Raw genomic sequence first — 16,805 nt, 5'->3', positions numbered from 1 at the left:
TTCAGGCAAAGCGCTGCCCAGCCCGCGCGCGACGGCCCATGCGCGCGGGGTCTGAAAAAGGGTGTGGGGTGTGGGTCTGCGGGTCTTGCGAGTGGGGTGTCGCGCTGCGTGCTCAGGGCAGCTGAAGGGCTTCGACCCAGTTGGGGTCGCGCCCGACGTCGTGTTCGGAAATGAGGCTCAGCACGCCGCTACCGGGCTCGATGGCGTGCACGCCCACGCGGTGCGAAAGCTGCCCGGCTGCCACCAGGTGGCGGCCCGAGGGTGTGATCGCAAAGCCGCGGGGTTGCGCTTGCGTGGGGGTGTGGCCGACCAGGCTGAGCTGGCCGGTGCCGGCATGCACCGCAAACGCGGCCAAGGTGTTCGTGCGGCGTTCGCTGCTGTAGAGAAAGCGGCCGTCGGGTGTGAGGTGCAGGTCGGCGGCCCAGGCTTCGCCGTTGAACCCGGCGGGCAGCGTCGAGACGGTGTTCAGGTGCCACAGCGTGCCGCCTTCGCGGTCGAAGGCCAGCACGTCGATGCTGGCGTCGAGCTCGTTGAGCAGGTAGACGAAGGGCGCGCCGGGGTGGAAGACGAAGTGGCGCGGGCCCGCTTCGGGCCGCAGCGCAAGCACCGGCGGCAGGTTGGGCACCAGTTCGCCATCGGCCGCGTTGAACATGAACTGCAACACCTGCCCGGCACCCAAAGACGTGGCAAACACGAAGCGGTTGCTCGGGTCGCTGTACGCCGCATGCGCCTTCGGGCCGGTGGGGATGATTTGTTTCGCGGGTTGCGGCAGGCCGTCGGCCCCGACGGGGCTCAGCGCCACCAGGTTGCCGCCATACGAGGCACTGAACAGCCAGCGCCCGCTGGCATCGAGCGCGATGTTGGCCATGCTCGCCGGCAGTGCGGCCTCGCCCAGGCGGGTCAGCTGGCCGCTGCGGGCGTCGATGCCGAGCGCCACCACCGCCAGCGGCTCGCTGCGCCGCGCGACGTACAGAAAGCGCTGGTCGCGGCTCAGCGCCATCGGCATCAGCATGCCGCCGATCACGAGGGTCTGCAGGGTGGACAAGGCGCCGCTGCGCTCGTCGAGCTGCAGCACCGAGATGCTGCCGCTTTCGGCGTTGCTGACGTAGATGACCGTCGTCATGTCACTTCAACAGCAGGTTGGGCAACCACATGGCGAAGCCCGGCACGTAGGTCACGAGCATCAGCGCGAAGATCAGCGCGCCGTAGAACGGCCAGATGGTCTTCATCACGTCGCCCACCGAGATGCCACCGATGGCGCAGCCCACGAACTGCGTGGTGCCCACCGGTGGGGTGTTGAGGCCAAGCGCGCAGTTGAGCAGCAGCACGATGCCGAACTGCTCGGTCGTCATGCCGTACTGCTGGCAGATGGGCAGGAAGATCGGCGTGCAGATCAGGATCGTCGCCGCCATGTCGAGGAAGGTGCCCAGCACGAACAGGATGATGTTGACCCACAGGAAGATCACCCACGGCGTGGTGGTCATCGACGACAGCCAGGTGCCGGTGAGCTCGGCCACGCCGTACAGCCCGATCAGGTAGCCGAACATCGAGCTGATGCCGATCAGCAGCAGCACGGTGCCGGTGGTTTTCACCGCCTTGGCCGCGGCCTTGAGGAATTGCTCGCGCGTCAGCTTGCGGTAGACGATGGCCGCCAGGAAGAGCGCCCACAGCACCGCGACAGAGGCCGACTCGGTGGCGGTGAAGGCCCCCGAGAGAATGCCCACCATGATGATCACCACCACCAGCAGGCCCGGCAGCGATTGTGCGAACGACTTGCCGACGATGGCCCAGCCCGGGAAGGTGCCGGCCGGGTAACCGCGCTTGACCGCCACGGCGTAAGCGGCGGCCAGGTTGCACAGCGTGAGGATGATCGCCGGCACGATGCCCGCGAGGATGAGTGCCGCAATGCTCACCTTGCCGCTGGCGGCCAGCGCAAAGATGATGAGGTTGTGCGAGGTCGGCATCAGCGCGCCGACCAGCGAGGCATGTGTGGTCACGTTGACCGCGTAGTCGGCGTCGTAGCCTTCCTTCTTCATCTGCGGGATCAGCACCGAGCCCATGGCCGAGACGTCGGCCACCGGTGAGCCGGAGACGCCGCCGAAGAGCGTGCAGGCAATCACGTTGCTCATGCCGAGCCCGCCGCGCACGTGGCCGGCCAGTGACTTGGCCAGCGCGATGATGCGGTCGGCGATGCCGCCGTACATCATGATCTCGCCGGCGAAGATGAAGAAGGGAATCGCCAGGAACGAGAACGGGTTCATGCCCGAAATCATTTGCTGGAAGCCCACCGCGAGCGGCAGGCCCTCATAAAGAATCGCGGCGAGCGAAGACAACCCGATCGAGAACGCCACCGGCACGCCGAGCAGCAGCAGCAGCACGAAGCTGATGCAGAGAATGGTCAATGCCATGAAGGAACAACCTCTTCACCGCGCCACAAGGCGATGATGTGTTCAACAGAAAACATGGCCACCAGCACGCCCGCCAAGGCAGGCGGTGCGTACTTGAAGGCCTCGGAAACACCCAGCGTCGGGATCTTGTAGCCCGACACACTTTCGGCCAGCAGCGCGCAGTTCCACGCCATCACCAGGCCGAAGACGAGCACCAGCGCGTGGATCAGCAGCTCCATCTTCAGGCGCAGCTTTTCGGGTGCCAGCACCAGCAGTGACTCCAGCCCGATGTGCCCCGCGTCGCGCACACCCACCGCCATGCCGAGCATGGTCACGTAGAGCACCAGCAGCACCGCTGCGCTTTCGGCCCAGGTGGGGGTGTCGTTGAGGATGTAGCGGCCAAACACCTGGTAGAGCACGGCGATGACCAGGAGCACGAGACCGCCCACGCCAATGCGCAGGCAGAGCCGCGCGATGGCGGCACAGAGACGGGTGTACATCGGAGGAGCCTGGCTGCTGCGTGGGTTACTTGGTCTCGTTGATGCGCTTGACCATGTCTTGCAGCTTCGGGTCTTTGAGGTACTTGTCGTAGACCGGCTTCATGGCGCCCTGGAACGACGCCTTGTCGACATCGACGACCTGAGCGCCACCGGCGATCACGGTCGCGAGCGACTTGGCCTCGCGCTCGTCCCACAGCTTGCGCATGTAGGTGACCGACTCCTTCGCCGCGTCGCGGATGATCTTTTGCTCGGACGCGGGCAGCGTGTCCCACACCTTCTTCGAGAACAGCAAGATCTCGGGCGCCATCGAGTGCTCGGTCTTGTTGTAGTACTTGGCCACTTCGAAGTGGCGTGTGCTCTCGTAGCTCGGGTAGTTGTTTTCAGCCGCGTCGACCAGGCCGGTCTTGAGCGCGGTGTAGACCTCGCCGAAAGGCATCGGCGTGGCGTTGGCGCCCATCGCGCCCATCAGGTCGACCCACAGGTCGCTTTGCTGCACGCGGATCTTCATGCCCTTGGTGTCGGCAATGGTCTTGACCGGCTTCTTCACCGAGTAGATCGAGCGCGAACCCGAGTCGTAAAAGGCCAGGCCGACGAAGCCCTGGGCCTCGCAGTCTTTCAGAATCTCGTCGCCGATCGGGCCGTCGAGCACCTTGCGCATGTGGTCCGGCGAGCGGAACAGGAAGGGCATGGTCGGCACCATGGTGGCGGGGCAGATGTTGTTCATCGGGGCGACGTTCACGCGGGTCATGGCAAGCGCGCCGAGCTTGGTCTGCTCGATGGTGTCTTTTTCGGTGCCGAGTGCCGACTTGGCAAACACCTTCACTGTGTGCTTGCCGCCGGTGGCCTTGGCAATGGTCTCGCCCATGTGGCGCACGGCCAGCACGGTCGGGTAGTCGTCGGGGTGGATGTCGGACGAGCGCAGCTCCGCGGCCTGGGCCGGCTGGACGAGGGCCGTGCCGCTCAGTGCGAGCAGGGCGGCCAGTGCGATCTTTTGTTTCTTCATGTCATGTCTCCGTTGGGTGTGTTTGATGGGGTCACTCGATCGGGCCGGTGCGCACGAAGGCGCCGCCCTGGTACAGAACTGCCGGGTCGTTGAAATCCAGCGGGGCTTGCCGTGCTTCGACGGCGGCGCGGAATTTCTCCGAGCTGTCTTGCGGCCGGTAGCCGATGTGTCGCGCGGCCGTGTTGTCCCACCAGGTGGTGGTGTTGTCAGACATGCCGTAGATCACGCTGTGGCCGACCACCGGCGCCGTCAGGCTCGCGACGACGAGTCGCTCGAGGTCGTCGTAGCTCAGCCAGGTCGCGAGCATGCGGCGGTCTTTCGGCTCGGGGAAGGATGAGCCGATGCGCAGGCTCACGGTCTCGATGCTGTAACGGTCGAAGTAGAACTGCGCCAGGTTCTCGCCGTAGGCCTTGGAGATGCCGTAGTGGCCGTCGGGGCGCATCGGCGCCTTGGCGTCGATCACCTCGTCCTGGCGGTAGAAGCCGGTCACGTGGTTGGAGCTGGCGAACACGATGCGGCGCACGCCGTGCTGGCGCGCTGCTTCATACAGGTTGTAGGTGCCGACGATGTTGGCCTGCAGGATCAGGTCGAAGTGCTGCTCGGTCGACACGCCGCCCAGGTGCACCACGGCGTTCACACCTTCCAGCAGCGAGAGCATGCCGGCACGGTCTTCGAGCCGCACCGGGCGCAGCTCTTCGCCGGCGGCGGCTTGCCCCAAGTCGGCGATGTCGCTCAGGCGCAGCGTGTCGCAATAAGCCTTCAGGCGAGGGCGCAAGACCTGGCCCAGGCCGCCCGCGGCGCCAGTGAGCAGCAAGCGGGGAAAGCGCAGCGGGGTGGTGGCGACAGGCATGGCGGGGCTCGGAAGGGTGCGAAGACGGGAAACGGGGCGAATTGCAAGCTGCGTTGTAGGTTGTCGTACAACATTGTGGATCGTCGTTGATGGGTGTTCCCGCGTCAAGGCGGCTCAAGACCGGGCTTTCCCTGATTTCCGATACCTGCAAAGGGTTGCAGTTGTGGACGACGGAGCACAGGACGACACTCTCGCCTCAGTCATACGATGACGGATGACTGACAACTAGATCAACACCCATAGGAGACTCCCCATGAAGAGAAGAATGTTCGTGATGTCCGGCATCGCGCCGGTGGCGCTGACCGCCTGTGGCGGGGGCGCGGATGACCCGCAAACAGTGACTGACACCGCCGACAGCGGTGACCGTGCCCAGGCCTTGATGGCGGCCCCGCCGGCCCCAGCGCCCACCGGCCCGCAGGGGGCCGCGCTGGATGCGATGAAACGCGCCGCCAAGTTCATGAACGAAACCGTGTCGTACCGCGGCGGTTATGTGTGGCAATACCTGCCCGACCTGTCGGTGACCTGGGGTGAGATGCAGGCCAAGCGCACCATGTGCTGGATCCAGCCCCCGGGCACGCCGACCGCGGGGCATGCTTTTCTCGACGCGTACCACGCGACCGGCGACGAGACCTACTACAACGCGGCCTACCGCACCGCGAAAGCGCTGGTGGAAGCGCAACACGACGCCGGCGGCTGGAACTACATCCACGACTTCGCCGGCGAGCGCTCGCTCAAGCAGTGGTACCACACCATCGGCGCCAACGGCTGGCGGCTCGAGGAGTTCCAGCACTACTACGGCAACGCCACCTTCGACGATGCGGGCACCGCGGTGTCGTCGCAGTTCCTGCTGCGCGTTTACCTTGAAAAGCGCGACCCGCGCTTCAAGCGCGCGGTGCAGAAGGCGATCAGGTTCGTGCTCGCCGCGCAGTTCAACGGTGGTGTGGCCGACGGCGGCTGGCCGCAGCGCTGGCCGGTGAACCCGAACGCGATCTCGTCGATGCCGCTGCCCAACCCGCAGCAGCTGCCCGCCGATGCCCAGCAAGGCATGGAAGACGGCGACTACACCACCATGGTCACCTTCAACGACGACGTGGCGGGCGAGAACATCAAGTTCCTGCTGATGTGCGTGGTGGGCCTGGGCGAGACCCGGCTGATTCCGTACATCCACCGCGCCATGGAGTGCCTGCGCCGGCTGCAGCAGCCCGGGCCACAGGCCGGCTGGGGCCTGCAGCACCTGGCGACCGACCGTGACGGCCGCCCGGCCGGCGCGCCCGCCGGTGCACGCAGCTACGAGCCGCGCTCGCTGGCCACGCACACCACGCAGACCAATGTGCAGCAGCTGTTCAACTACTTCCGGCTCACCGGCGATCGCAAGTACCTGGCGCGTGTGCCCGAGGCGCTGGCCTGGCTGGCGACTTGCCGACTCACGCCGCAGCAGATTGCCGAGAACCCGCTGCTCAACGGCCGCACGCATCCGACCTTCATCGAACTCGGCACCAACGTCGGCCGCTTCGTGCACCGCTACGGCTCCAACATCTGGAACGGCGCGTACTACTTCAACCACGACCACCGGGCGACGCCCAGCCACTACTCGGCCGGGCGCAACATCAACATCGCGGGTATGCAGGCCACCTACGACCAGCTCAACGCGATGACCGATGCGCAGGTCGCCGAGCTGGTGGCGCGCTCACCGCTCAACACCACCAAGCCGCGCGCCTTGCCCAAGTACTTCTCGATCCGCGAGGTCGATTTCGGCGACCACTACGTCGGCGCGGTTATGACCACGCCGGTGCTCACCGAAGACGCTGCCCAGGCCGTGATCACTGACCTGGGCGACAAGAACCACTGGCTCACCCGGCTGCCGCTGGTCACCAACCCGTATGCCGGCAACGGGCCCGCCGCACCGTGGACGGGTAGTGAGTACATGAGCAAGCATGTGGGCGACATCTACGACACCTCGCCCTACGACGCAGTCGACCCGCCGCGCCTGCCGCCTTATGAAGTGAAGGAGCAGCCGCTGGGCATCTCCACCGCCAACTGGGTGTCGAACATGGGCAAGCTGATCTCGTTCGTGGCGCCTGTCAGCGCGAGTTGATCGACCCGTGAATGCCACATGAGAGCTCCATGAATGACCCCTGAGAGGGCGCATGCAGGAAAGCCCGGCCGGCCTATGGCGGCCGGGCTTGCTACATTCCCACCTGATGGCGTCGTCATACAACCAGGGCGCCACCCCGGAGAGAAAGAACATGAACGCGCCCACGCTGGCCCCCAGGCGGTCCAAGCCCCGCAACCTCGCACTCGACGTGGTCGATGGCATGACCGAGCGCGTGCGCAACGGGGCGCTGGCCGTGGGTGCCAAGCTGCCCACCGAGGCGGAGATCATGGAAGAGTTCGGCGTCAGCCGCACCGTGGTGCGCGAGGCGCTCTCGAAGCTGCAGGCCTCGGGCGTGGTGCAGACGCGCCACGGCGTGGGCACCTTCGTGGTGGGTGTTGGCGAGGCCAGCGCCTTTCGCATCGCCCCCGAGCAGATGGAGACGCTGCGCGACGTGATCGCGGTGCTCGAGCTGCGCATCGGCGTCGAGACCGAATCGGCCGGCCTGGCCGCGATGCGCCGCACCGACGCCAACCTGGCCGTGATGCGGCAGGCGCTCGACGAGTTTGCCGCCGCGGTGAGCGAGGGCCTCGACGCGGTGAATGCCGACTTCACCTTCCACTCCGAGATCGCCCGCGCCACGCAGAACCCGCGTTTTGCCGACCTGATGGGCGCCTTGGGCATGCAGGCCATCCCGCGCGCCCGCCTCGACCCGGCCAACCCGGATGACGCCGAGCGCCTGAGCTACCTGAAGGGAGTGAACGGCGAGCACGAGAGCATCTACCACGCGATCGCCGCCCAAGACGTCGAGGCCGCGCGTGCGGCCATGCGCACCCACCTCGTCAACAGCCGCGAGCGCCGCCGCCGCGCCGCTGCGCTGGCCGACGCTGCGCCTTGAAGCGCCCTCCAAAGGGGGCGTAGACGACAGGGGATAAGGAGTCGCCACATTGCGAAGCTCTTTAGGTAGTTGTACGATGACATACAACTAAAGCGCGGATCCCTCCGCCAACCCCCCCAGGAGACGCACGCATGAACATCAAGACCTTCGCCGCCGCCTTGCTTTTCGCAAGCGCCGCCGCCGCTCAAGCCCAGGGCTGGCAACCCGACAAGCCGATCCGCATCGTGGTGCCCTACCCGCCGGGCGGGTCGTCCGACATCATTGCGCGTGCCATCAGCCAGCCGTTGTCCGAGGCGCTGAAGCAGAACGTCATCGTCGACAACAAACCCGGCGCCAACGGCAACACCGGCAGCGACTCGGTGGCCAAGTCGCCCGCCGATGGGTTGACGCTCTTGATGTGCGACGTGGGCGCGCTCGCCATCTCGCCCTCGGTCTACCTGAAGCTGCCCTTCAACCCGTCGAAGGACCTGAAGGGCGTGGCCATGCTGGCCTACTCGCCCCACCTCCTGGTGGTGCACCCGTCGGTGAAGGCCAACAACCTGAAGGAGCTCGTCGCCCTGTCGCAAACCAGCAAGATCGACTTTGCCGTCACGGCCATGGGCAGCGCACCGCACCTGGCCGGCGTGGCGGTCGAGCGTGCGACCCAGGCCAAGTGGGAATACATCCCCTACAAGGGCGGCGCACAAGCGGTGGGCGACACCGTGGCCGGGCAGACGCACGTGGTGATGAACGGCATGCTGGCCACGCTGCCCTTTGTGCAGTCGGGCAAGCTGAAGGTGCTGGGCGTGTCGAAGAAAACACGCGTGCCGCTGCTGCCCGATGTGCCGACGATTGCCGAGCAGGGTATTGCCGGTTTCGAGTCGGGCACCTGGCAGGGCATGCTGGTGCCGGCGGGTACGCCGCAGGCGGTGGTAGATCGCCTGTCGGCCGAACTCATTCGCATCATCCAGTCACCCGAGATCAAGTCGCGCCTCGCGTCGCAAGGCGCTGAAGTGGCCACCATGACGCCGGCCGAGTTCGCGCCTTTCTTCGAGCGCGAGCGCACGAAGTGGGCCAAGGTCGTGGCCGATGGCAACGTGAAGCTCGACTGACCCCGCACCGACACAAGGACACACCATGAGAGAAAACCGCCTGCGAACGATGTGGAAGGCCGGTGAGGCCGCCATCAACGGCTGGCTCGCCATCCCCAGCAGCTTTTCGGCCGAGACCATGGCCCACCAGGGCTGGGACACGCTCACCATCGACCTGCAACACGGCGTGGTCGACTACCAGGCGATGGTGACGATGCTGCAAGCCATCTCGACCACGCCCACCGTGCCGGTGGTGCGTGTGCCGTGGCTGGAGCCCGGCATCCTGATGAAGACGCTCGACGCCGGCGCCTACGGCGTGATCTGCCCAATGGTGAGCACGCGCGAAGATGCCCAAAAGCTCGTGGCCTACACCAGCTATGCGCCCAAGGGCACACGCAGCTTCGGCCCGGTGCGCGCGCTGCTCTACGGTGGCGCCGACTACCCCGAGCATGCCAATGACACGATCGTGCGCTTCGCCATGATCGAGACCGCGCAGGCGCTCGACAACCTCGACGCCATCTTGAGCGTCGAAGGGCTGGACGCGATCTACATCGGCCCCTCGGACCTGTCGCTGGCACTCGGCTGCAAGCCCACCTTCGACGATGTGGACGAAAAGGCTGCACAAGCGATCGACCACATCCTCGAGCGCGCGAAGGCGCATGGCGTGGTCGCCGGCATCCACAACGGCGGGCCTGACGCGGCTTTGAAGCGCATCGCCAAGGGCTTCCAGTTCGTCACTGTCAGCTCCGACGCGCGCTTGATCGCAGCGGGTGCGCAAGCCATCGTCGGCAAGATGCGCGCGGGGCAGGTCAAGCCGGATGCCGGCGCTGGCTCTTACTGAAAACCACAAGGGACTGAAACATGAAGATCGGATTCATCGGCCTGGGCATCATGGGCGCACCGATGTGCGGCCACCTGATCGCGGCGGGGCACGAGTTGTTCATCCACACACGCAAGCCCGCGCCGGCTGACATCGCGGCGAAGGCCAAGGCCTGCGACAGCGCTGCGGCAGTCGCCCAGTTGGCCGAGGTCGTCATCCTGATGCTGCCCGACACGCCCGATGTGGAGTCGGTGCTGTTCGGCAAGCAGGGTGTGGCCGAAGGTTTGACCCAGGGCAAGACAGTCGTTGACATGAGCTCCATCTCGCCGATGGACACCAAGGCCTTCGCGAAGAAGATCGAGGCGCTGGGCTGCCACTATGTGGACGCGCCGGTGTCCGGTGGCGAGGTCGGTGCCAAGGCCGCGTCGCTCACCATCATGTGTGGCGGTACCGAGGCGGCCTTCGAACGTGTGAAGCCCTTGTTCGAGAAGATGGGCAAGAACATCACCCTCGTCGGCGGTGTGGGCGACGGCCAGACCTGCAAGGTCGCCAACCAGATCATCGTGGCGCTCAACATCGCGGCCGTGGGCGAAGCCCTGCTGTTTGCCAGCAAGGCCGGCGCCGACCCGGCCAAGGTTCGCCAGGCGCTGATGGGCGGCTTTGCCGCCAGTCGCATTCTCGAAGTGCATGGCGAACGCATGATCAAGCGCACGTTTGCGCCGGGCTTTCGCATCGGCCTGCACCAGAAGGACTTGAACCTTGCGCTGGCTGGCGCCAAGACGCTGGGTGTGGCGCTGCCGCAAACGGCGGGTGCGGCGCAGCTGATGCAAGCCTGCGCCGCCAACGGCATGGACCAGCTCGATCACTCGGCCTTGGTGAAGGCGCTCGAATTGATGGCGAACCACACGGTCGCGCCTGACCCCGCAGGTTGAGAATGGGGGCATGAGCCTGGATCCACGCGCCTTTTTGAGATCGCTGTTCGACGCGGCGATTGCCGCAGCACAACCCTCGCGCGAGATGGCGGCGCACCTGCCGCCACCGCCCAAGGGCCGCACCATCGTGATCGGCGCGGGCAAGGCGGGTGGGGCGATGGCGGCTGCCGTCGACGCGCTGTGGCCGCAAGGCGCGCCGCTCTCTGGCCTGGTCGTCACGCGCTATCACCATGTGCCGCCTGCCTACCAGCGGCAGCCCGGCCGCATCGAGGTGGTCGAAGCGGCGCACCCGGTGCCTGATGAAGCTGGTGCAAACGCCGCACGGCGGATCGTCGAGCTGACACGCGGCCTCACGGCCGACGACCTGGTGCTGTGCCTCATCTCCGGTGGCGGCTCGGCCTTGCTGAGCATGCCGGCCGAGGGCCTGACGCTCGCCGACAAGCAGCGCATCAACAAGGCCTTGCTGCACAGCGGCGCCAACATCACCGAGATGAACTGCGTGCGCAAGCACCTCTCGGCCATCAAGGGCGGGCGGCTGGCGGCGATGTGTGCGCCGGCACGCGTGCTCACGCTGTTGATTTCCGACGTGCCCGGTGACGACCCGAGCGTGATCGCCAGCGGCCCCACCGTGCCCGACGCCAGCACCTGCGCCGATGCGCTGGCCATCCTGCAGCGCTACCGCATCGACATTCCGGCCGCCGCGCTCGATGGTTTGCAACGCGGCGCCCTTGAAACCCCGAAGCCGGGCGATGCACGCTTCAACGGCCACGAGCTGCGCCTGATCGCCACCCCTCAGGCCAGCCTGCAGGCCGCCGCCGATGCAGCGCACACCGTGGGCGTGCACGCGCACATCCTGAGCGACGAGATCGAGGGCGAATCGCGCGAAGTCGGCAAGGTGCATGCGGCGATGGCGCGGGCGGTCGTGCGCCGCAACCAGCCGTTCACCAAACCCTGTGTCATCTTGAGCGGCGGCGAAACCACGGTGACCGTGAAACCCGGCGCCAACCCTGGCCGGGGCGGGCGTGCCACCGAGTTCCTGCTCGGCTGCGCGATCGCGCTGCAAGCCGAGCCCGGTGTGTGGGCGCTGGCGGGAGACACCGATGGCATCGACGGCGTGGAAAGCAACGCCGGCGCCATCGTCACCCCCACCACGCTGGCCCGCGCCGCGGCCCTGGGCCTGAAGGCGCAGGAGCGGCTCGATGGCAACGATGCCTGGCACTTTTTCGAGCCGCTGGGTGACCTGGTCATCACCGGGCCGACCTTCACCAACGTCAACGACTTTCGCGCGCTGCTGGTGTTGTAAAACCCCGCCGCCGACGCGGTGGCACGGCCATGCCTTTCCTGGGTGGCCACATCCTGTACGCTCACGGGCACCGTTAGGTCTGAACTTCGGGCGCAGACATCGGTCAGAGACAAGCGGACAGTGGGAAACACGCCGCCTTTTGTACAGCCCCTTGAGGGAGGTTCACGCAGCATGCAAAGAGAACCTCATGAAAACCAGAGACGTCGTCATCTTCACCGGCAAGCATTTCAAAGTGCCGCCGGGCATCCAACGCATTGACCACCGCGCCACCCACGGTTGGCAACTGCGCTACGGAGGCACCAAACTCTTTTCCGATGGCTCGCAAGACGGCAGCGGCGCGGCCGCCTCGCTGAAGCTGGCCACCGAAGAGTTGTTCAAGCGCATCGCCAAGCTGCCCGCGCCCTCGCGGCTGCAACGCGAGCCGAGCGAGAACAAGTCCACCGACTTGCCGGTCGGCATCTCGGGCCCGGTGGTGCGCTTGCGCCCGGGGGCCAAGGTGCGCGAGTGCAACCTGCTGGTGTCCTTGCCACGCTTCGGTGCCATTCCGCGCCGCAGCACGATCTACATCGGCAACGAAAACACCTACACCGAGCAGCGCTACCGGCGCGCGCTGGCGCGCGCCATCAAGCTGCGCGAAGAGGCCGAAGAGGCTTACCAGCGTGAAGCCACCCGCGTGAAACGGGCGGGTGCGCAGCTGATGATCGCCAAGCAGCAAGCCCGGCGCAGCGCCTCGGCGCGCTGAGCCGAACCTTTGGAAGGCTGAACCCAGCCCACCCGGCCGCCAGGCCGGGTGGGTTTCTGCGTGTCTGCCCTCTTGCTGCACATCGCCCAATCGACTAAAACCGAACGGATTCGTACAAAAACGAAAACGATTCGCACATGTTCGGCGCGCATTGTTTTTCGTTTCCAACAACCCTCAGGAGACAAACCATGCAGCGCAGCCGCCGCCAGTTCATCGCTTTTGCCAGCGTTTCAGCCAGTGTGTCCGCCATGGGGCTGACCGCTTGCAGCTCGATGGGCCCTGCGCCTTCGCCCAGCTTCACGCTCGGCATGTCTGACGGCACCCAGCTCTTCGTGCGCCGCTGGCTCGCCGTGAGCGGCACGCCCAAGGGCGTGGTGCAGGTGATCCACGGTGCCGCCGAGCACAGCGCGCGCTACGACCGATTTGCAAAACGCCTCAACCAGGACGGCTGGCTCGTGTATGCCGACGACCACCGTGGCCATGCCAACACCCGCGTGCGCACCAAGGCGCTGGGTGATGCCGGCCCCGATGCCTGGAACAAGTTCGTGAGCGACGAGCGTGAGCTCACCACCCACATCAACCAGCAGCACCCTGGGCTCAAGGTCTTCTTGCTCGGCCACAGCATGGGCTCGTTCATCGCGCAGGACTACGCCGCGCGTTACGGCAACGTGGTGGCTGGCGTGGTGCTCTCAGGCAGCAACGGCGTGCTCGCCAACGCCGACCAGACGGTGGCCGCGGTGAAAGACCTGGCGAAAAAAGACCCGCTCGGCCCCTCGCCGGTGTTTGCCTCGGTGTTCGAGTCGTTCAACAAACCCTTCACTGGCAAGGCCGGCTTCGAGTGGCTGAGCCGCGATGCGGTCGAGGTGAAAAAGTACGCCGACGACCCGAACTGCGGCTTCCCGTTCAGCAACGAGCTGGTGGCCGACTTTTTCGCCGGCCTGCGCGACCTGTGGAACCCGGCCAATGAAGCGCGCATCCCGAAGAACATGCCGTTTTACGTGGTCAGCGGCGACCAGGACCCGGTGGGCGGCAACACCGCCGGCCTCAAGCTGCTGCTGTCCAACTACCAGCGCTACGGCATCGCCGATGTGTCGCACAAGTTCTACCCGGGGGCGCGCCACGAGATCTTGAACGAGACCAACCGCGACGAGGTCGAGCGCGACATCGTGGGCTGGCTCAACGCCAAACGCGGCTGATGCGCTAGAACGGCATCAGTTCCAGGTTGAAGGCGCGCTCCAGCAACCACACGGCGGCCAGCGCTGCGATCAGCAGCGAGCCGCCGATGAAGATGAGCCGCTGGTAGACCCAGTGCCGGCGCAGGCTGTAGGCCAGCGGCAAAAACACCGCCACGATGGCGAGCTGGCCACATTCCACACCCAGGTTGAAGCCCACCAGCGCGAGCAGCAGCGCGTCGGGCGGCAGCCCCAGGTCGGCCAGCACGCTCGCAAAACCGAAGCCGTGGATCAGGCCGAAGCCAAACGCCACCAGCCAGCGCCGGCCCTGGAACACCGGCCACACGTTGTTGAGCGCGGCCAGCACGACCGAGGCCGCGATCGCCGACTCGACCAGGCGCGATGGCAGCGACACCCAACCCAGCGTGGCCAGCGACAGCGTGATCGAGTGCGCCACCGTGAAGGCGGTGACGATCTTGGCCACCTCCCAGAACGACGGGGCAAAACCGCTGGCCGCTTGCCAGCGCGGCTTGTGCCACACCAGCACCGAGGGCAGGAGCAGCGCGAGCAGGAACAGGATGTGGTCGAAGCCGATCCAGATGTGCCACACCCCCTCACGGCCGTAGTCGATGAACTGTGCGAACCAGCTCGCCGGCTCCGTCACCGCAAAAGTTTGTTGCGGCTTGTCGGGGCTGAACACGGCCGTGCGGGTGAGCCCGCCCGCGCTCAGCTTGAGCAGGCCGCGGTGCTGCGGGTCGATGTCTGCAAAGAGCCGGTAGCCGAGCGTGAGTTGGTTCAGCGGCGTGGGTGATGGCGGGCAGCTCACCTGGAGCTGCAGCACCGAGTAGGCGCCGTCGGTGTGGCGGTCGACCCGTTGCAGCGGCACGGTGATCTCGCATGCCGCGCCATTGCTCTGCAGCGCCAGGCGCGCCACCGCATAAGCGGCGATCTCGGCGTGTTTGGCGCGCGTTTCGCCCCAGGTGATGTTGCCGTCACCGTCGGCATCGAGGCCGATGGCGAAGTCGAGGTCGCGCAGGGCGATGTCCCATTGGCCGCTGACCCCTTTGTCGCTTACTTCGATGCTGAGGTAGCTGTCAGAGGGTTTGTGGGCCTGTGCCGGCAGCGCGAAAAAAAGGCCCGTGTACAGGGCGACGAGCCAGACGATGAGCGCGCGCATCACGCGCCTCCCTTCAGCCGGCGCACCAGCGTCTGCAAGGCCACACTTTCGATGCGCGACGACGCCATCCACTGCAACACCGGCTCGGCGGCCGCGGCCTGGCGCGCCGCGAGCGCCGCTTCGAGCAGGATGCGGGCGTCGGCCGGCTCGCGCTGCTCGGCGTAGTTTTGTTTCGCCAGCAGCAAGGCCGGCTCGGCCTGGTCGAGCACGCCCAGCACGAAGCGCGATTCTTCCTTCTGGTGGGTGGCGTCACCGCGCAGGCGGGCGGCCTCGAAGCGGGCGCCGAGGTCGCTTCGCCAGGCGGCCAATCGAGGGTCGTTCGAGGCCTTGGCCGCCAGCGCCAGGCGCAGCAGCAGCAGGTCGGAGCGCGCCTGGTCTTTCAGCAGCACCAGCACGTCGGCAGCGCGGCCCCGGTCGAGCAGGAAGTCGGCGTAGGCGGCCAGCAGATAGACGTCGGCCAGGCCCAGTGCGAGCGCGCGCTGGTAGGCGGCTTCGGCCTCGACCGGGCGGCCACGGCGGTCTTCGATTTCGCCCAGGCGGGTCAGGGCCCAGAGCTGCTCTTCGGGGGCGGCCTGGGGCGCTTGCGCCAAGGCGGCTCGCAGCATGGTGGCTGCTGCAGCGGCCTGGCCGGTGTGGGAGTCGACGTGCGCCAGGCAGGCCGCGCCGATGAGCGGTGTGGCCAGCGTGGCCACCTGCTGGCAGGCGCGGCGGGCGGCGGGGTAGTCGGCCCGCACCATCTGGATGGCCGCTTGCCAGGCCCAGGCTTCGCCGTTGTTCGGTTCTTGTTGCACTGCAGCGGCCAGGTCTGCCAGGGCGGCGTCGAACTGGTGGCTGAACTGCAGCAGGATGGCGCGCATCACCCGCACCGAGGCCGGCGGCTCAGGCAGTTGCCACCAGGGGGCCAGTGCCGCCTGGGCGTAACCGATGTAGCGGGGGTCGCCCTCGGCCAACACCTCGTCGTAATACCGGTGGGCCAGGCGCACGGCCGCGTCGACATCGTTGGGGTTGCGCGCGGCGGAGGCGCGCAGCTCGCGCAAGGCCTGCATGCGCGGGTCCGCGGCCCGGGCGGGCAGCACCTCGAGCACTTGTTGGTCGGAAGTGGGCGTGAATGGCGCCGCCAGCACACCCGCGCTTGCAACCAGCGGCAACAAGGGCAACAGCCACCAGCGGGAGGGGAGGTAGGGAAAACGCATAGGCCAATAGGTGCAAAGAGGGCGGGATGGTAGCAACGGCGCCACACAAACCTGGCGGGTCTTGGTTGAGAATGCCCCCCGGCCCTGTCAACCGAATGGGCTGTACACCGTTTTGGCTGGATCAGCTTGAAATCCGATGTCTGGGTCGGGGCTGATAACCAAGCGGCGGGCCTGCGTCGTTGTACAGACGCAAGCGACGCTGCATACCTGGCCAGTACACATTAACCTTTCAAGGAATTTACATGAGCAAGATCCTCTCGACTCTGATCGTCGCCGCTTTCGCCCTGACCGGCGTGGCCGCCCAAGCCGCTTCGCACGCTGGTGCAGCCCCCATGAAGGCCAGCGCTCCGGCTGCCGCCGCCAGCAAGGCCAAGGCCGCTGAGAAGAAGGCCGAAGCCAAGGCTGAGAAGAAGAAGGAAGAAGCCAAGAAGTAATTTCTTCGCTTCCTGCAAGAAGGGCAGACGCTCGAGCGTCTGCCCTTTTGCATTTCAGCGCCCACAATCCACGGCATGCGAATCGGTCTTCTCACCGGTGGGGGTGATGCTCCCGGGCTCAACGCGGTGATCCGGGCGGTCGCCAAGTCGTTGATCCGCCAAGGCGGCGCCGAGGTGCTGGGTGTGGAAGACGGTTACCTCGGCCTGATCGAGCGGCGCGTGCGTGCGCTCT

General features: G+C 66.4%; 17 protein-coding genes. 10 read left to right on the top strand and 7 right to left on the bottom strand.

Features of this window, described 5'->3' with window-relative positions; translation table 11 throughout:
- Window positions 1-112: 112 nt before the first annotated feature.
- The 5 genes from RMO40_RS16550 to RMO40_RS16530 are packed head-to-tail and all read right to left on the bottom strand — an operon-like array spanning window position 113 to window position 4,740.
- Window positions 113-1,123 (bottom strand): lactonase family protein, encoded by a 1,011-nt coding sequence (locus tag RMO40_RS16550; RefSeq protein WP_309723778.1) that lies wholly within the window; start codon window positions 1,121-1,123, stop codon window positions 113-115.
- Window position 1,124: 1 nt separating this feature from the next.
- Complete coding sequence (locus RMO40_RS16545) at window positions 1,125-2,408, bottom strand: TRAP transporter large permease (protein WP_309723774.1); 1,284 nt, start codon at window positions 2,406-2,408, stop codon at window positions 1,125-1,127.
- On the bottom strand, window positions 2,399-2,887 hold the full coding sequence (locus RMO40_RS16540) for a TRAP transporter small permease subunit (RefSeq protein WP_309723771.1): 489 nt from the start codon (window positions 2,885-2,887) through the stop codon (window positions 2,399-2,401). Before RMO40_RS16540 ends, RMO40_RS16545 begins: the two co-directional genes overlap by 10 nt.
- A gap of 25 nt (window positions 2,888-2,912) precedes the next feature.
- The gene (locus RMO40_RS16535) at window positions 2,913-3,890 is read right to left on the bottom strand and encodes a TRAP transporter substrate-binding protein DctP (protein ID WP_309723769.1); all 978 of its coding nucleotides are present in this window, start codon (window positions 3,888-3,890) and stop codon (window positions 2,913-2,915) included.
- Between the two features lie 31 nt (window positions 3,891-3,921).
- Window positions 3,922-4,740, bottom strand: a complete 819-nt coding sequence (locus tag RMO40_RS16530; protein WP_309723767.1) for an NAD-dependent epimerase/dehydratase family protein — start codon at window positions 4,738-4,740, stop codon at window positions 3,922-3,924.
- Window positions 4,741-4,993: 253 nt separating this feature from the next.
- Here RMO40_RS16530 and RMO40_RS16525 point away from each other — a divergent pair, with 253 nt between their 5' ends.
- From RMO40_RS16525 to RMO40_RS16490, 8 genes are all read left to right on the top strand, one after another.
- Complete coding sequence (locus RMO40_RS16525; RefSeq protein ID WP_309723764.1) at window positions 4,994-6,835, top strand: pectate lyase; 1,842 nt, start codon at window positions 4,994-4,996, stop codon at window positions 6,833-6,835.
- A gap of 151 nt (window positions 6,836-6,986) precedes the next feature.
- Window positions 6,987-7,730, top strand: coding sequence for an FCD domain-containing protein (locus RMO40_RS16520; RefSeq protein ID WP_309723763.1), 744 nt, complete (start codon window positions 6,987-6,989; stop codon window positions 7,728-7,730).
- A gap of 131 nt (window positions 7,731-7,861) precedes the next feature.
- A complete protein-coding gene (locus tag RMO40_RS16515; protein ID WP_309723758.1) occupies window positions 7,862-8,821 on the top strand; it encodes a tripartite tricarboxylate transporter substrate binding protein in 960 nt (319 codons plus the stop codon).
- 25 nt (window positions 8,822-8,846) lie between these two features.
- Complete coding sequence (locus tag RMO40_RS16510; RefSeq protein ID WP_309723756.1) at window positions 8,847-9,641, top strand: aldolase/citrate lyase family protein; 795 nt, start codon at window positions 8,847-8,849, stop codon at window positions 9,639-9,641.
- Between the two features lie 20 nt (window positions 9,642-9,661).
- Window positions 9,662-10,552: a 2-hydroxy-3-oxopropionate reductase gene (locus RMO40_RS16505; protein ID WP_309723754.1), complete on the top strand. Its 891-nt coding sequence runs from the start codon at window positions 9,662-9,664 to the stop codon at window positions 10,550-10,552.
- 10 nt (window positions 10,553-10,562) lie between these two features.
- Window positions 10,563-11,855, top strand: coding sequence for a DUF4147 domain-containing protein (locus RMO40_RS16500; protein WP_309723750.1), 1,293 nt, complete (start codon window positions 10,563-10,565; stop codon window positions 11,853-11,855).
- A 187-nt stretch (window positions 11,856-12,042) separates the two neighbouring features.
- Entirely contained in the window at window positions 12,043-12,597 is a 555-nt protein-coding gene (locus RMO40_RS16495) for a hypothetical protein (protein WP_309723748.1), read from the top strand.
- A gap of 188 nt (window positions 12,598-12,785) precedes the next feature.
- Entirely contained in the window at window positions 12,786-13,793 is a 1,008-nt protein-coding gene (locus RMO40_RS16490) for an alpha/beta hydrolase (protein WP_309723746.1), read from the top strand.
- Window positions 13,794-13,797: 4 nt separating this feature from the next.
- Here the strand turns inward: RMO40_RS16490 and RMO40_RS16485 are convergent, their stop codons facing one another.
- Window positions 13,798-14,946 (bottom strand): HupE/UreJ family protein, encoded by a 1,149-nt coding sequence (locus RMO40_RS16485; protein ID WP_309723744.1) that lies wholly within the window; start codon window positions 14,944-14,946, stop codon window positions 13,798-13,800.
- Window positions 14,946-16,139, bottom strand: coding sequence for a hypothetical protein (locus RMO40_RS16480; RefSeq protein WP_309723742.1), 1,194 nt, complete (start codon window positions 16,137-16,139; stop codon window positions 14,946-14,948). The genes RMO40_RS16485 and RMO40_RS16480 overlap by 1 nt, the downstream gene beginning before the upstream one ends.
- A gap of 242 nt (window positions 16,140-16,381) precedes the next feature.
- Between RMO40_RS16480 and RMO40_RS16475 the strand changes: the two genes are divergently transcribed.
- Together RMO40_RS16475 and RMO40_RS16470 are read left to right on the top strand one after the other, a co-directional pair.
- A complete protein-coding gene (locus RMO40_RS16475) occupies window positions 16,382-16,573 on the top strand; it encodes a hypothetical protein (protein ID WP_309723738.1) in 192 nt (63 codons plus the stop codon).
- A gap of 75 nt (window positions 16,574-16,648) precedes the next feature.
- Window positions 16,649-16,805 (top strand): 6-phosphofructokinase (locus tag RMO40_RS16470; RefSeq protein ID WP_309723812.1); only part of this gene is annotated, 157 nt, incomplete at its 3' end.

Source organism: Rhizobacter sp. (genome assembly GCF_031412075.1).
GTDB lineage: Bacteria > Pseudomonadota > Gammaproteobacteria > Burkholderiales > Burkholderiaceae_C > Rhizobacter.
The sequence above is the reverse complement of the archived record's forward strand: the minus strand, read 5'-3'. Positions and strand labels throughout refer to the sequence as shown.

Bases quoted from the DNA above. Each gene is read 5' to 3' on its own strand.
- RMO40_RS16550 (WP_309723778.1), bottom strand. From the start codon at position 1,123: ATGACGACGGTCATCTACGTCAGCAACGCCGAAAGCGGCAGCATCTCG.
- RMO40_RS16545 (WP_309723774.1), bottom strand. From the start codon at position 2,408: ATGGCATTGACCATTCTCTGCATCAGCTTCGTGCTGCTGCTGCTGCTC.
- RMO40_RS16540 (WP_309723771.1), bottom strand. From the start codon at position 2,887: ATGTACACCCGTCTCTGTGCCGCCATCGCGCGGCTCTGCCTGCGCATT.
- RMO40_RS16535 (WP_309723769.1), bottom strand. From the start codon at position 3,890: ATGAAGAAACAAAAGATCGCACTGGCCGCCCTGCTCGCACTGAGCGGC.
- RMO40_RS16530 (WP_309723767.1), bottom strand. From the start codon at position 4,740: ATGCCTGTCGCCACCACCCCGCTGCGCTTTCCCCGCTTGCTGCTCACT.
- RMO40_RS16525 (WP_309723764.1), top strand. From the start codon at position 4,994: ATGAAGAGAAGAATGTTCGTGATGTCCGGCATCGCGCCGGTGGCGCTG.
- RMO40_RS16520 (WP_309723763.1), top strand. From the start codon at position 6,987: ATGAACGCGCCCACGCTGGCCCCCAGGCGGTCCAAGCCCCGCAACCTC.
- RMO40_RS16515 (WP_309723758.1), top strand. From the start codon at position 7,862: ATGAACATCAAGACCTTCGCCGCCGCCTTGCTTTTCGCAAGCGCCGCC.
- RMO40_RS16510 (WP_309723756.1), top strand. From the start codon at position 8,847: ATGAGAGAAAACCGCCTGCGAACGATGTGGAAGGCCGGTGAGGCCGCC.
- RMO40_RS16505 (WP_309723754.1), top strand. From the start codon at position 9,662: ATGAAGATCGGATTCATCGGCCTGGGCATCATGGGCGCACCGATGTGC.
- RMO40_RS16500 (WP_309723750.1), top strand. From the start codon at position 10,563: ATGAGCCTGGATCCACGCGCCTTTTTGAGATCGCTGTTCGACGCGGCG.
- RMO40_RS16495 (WP_309723748.1), top strand. From the start codon at position 12,043: ATGAAAACCAGAGACGTCGTCATCTTCACCGGCAAGCATTTCAAAGTG.
- RMO40_RS16490 (WP_309723746.1), top strand. From the start codon at position 12,786: ATGCAGCGCAGCCGCCGCCAGTTCATCGCTTTTGCCAGCGTTTCAGCC.
- RMO40_RS16485 (WP_309723744.1), bottom strand. From the start codon at position 14,946: ATGCGCGCGCTCATCGTCTGGCTCGTCGCCCTGTACACGGGCCTTTTT.
- RMO40_RS16480 (WP_309723742.1), bottom strand. From the start codon at position 16,139: ATGCGTTTTCCCTACCTCCCCTCCCGCTGGTGGCTGTTGCCCTTGTTG.
- RMO40_RS16475 (WP_309723738.1), top strand. From the start codon at position 16,382: ATGAGCAAGATCCTCTCGACTCTGATCGTCGCCGCTTTCGCCCTGACC.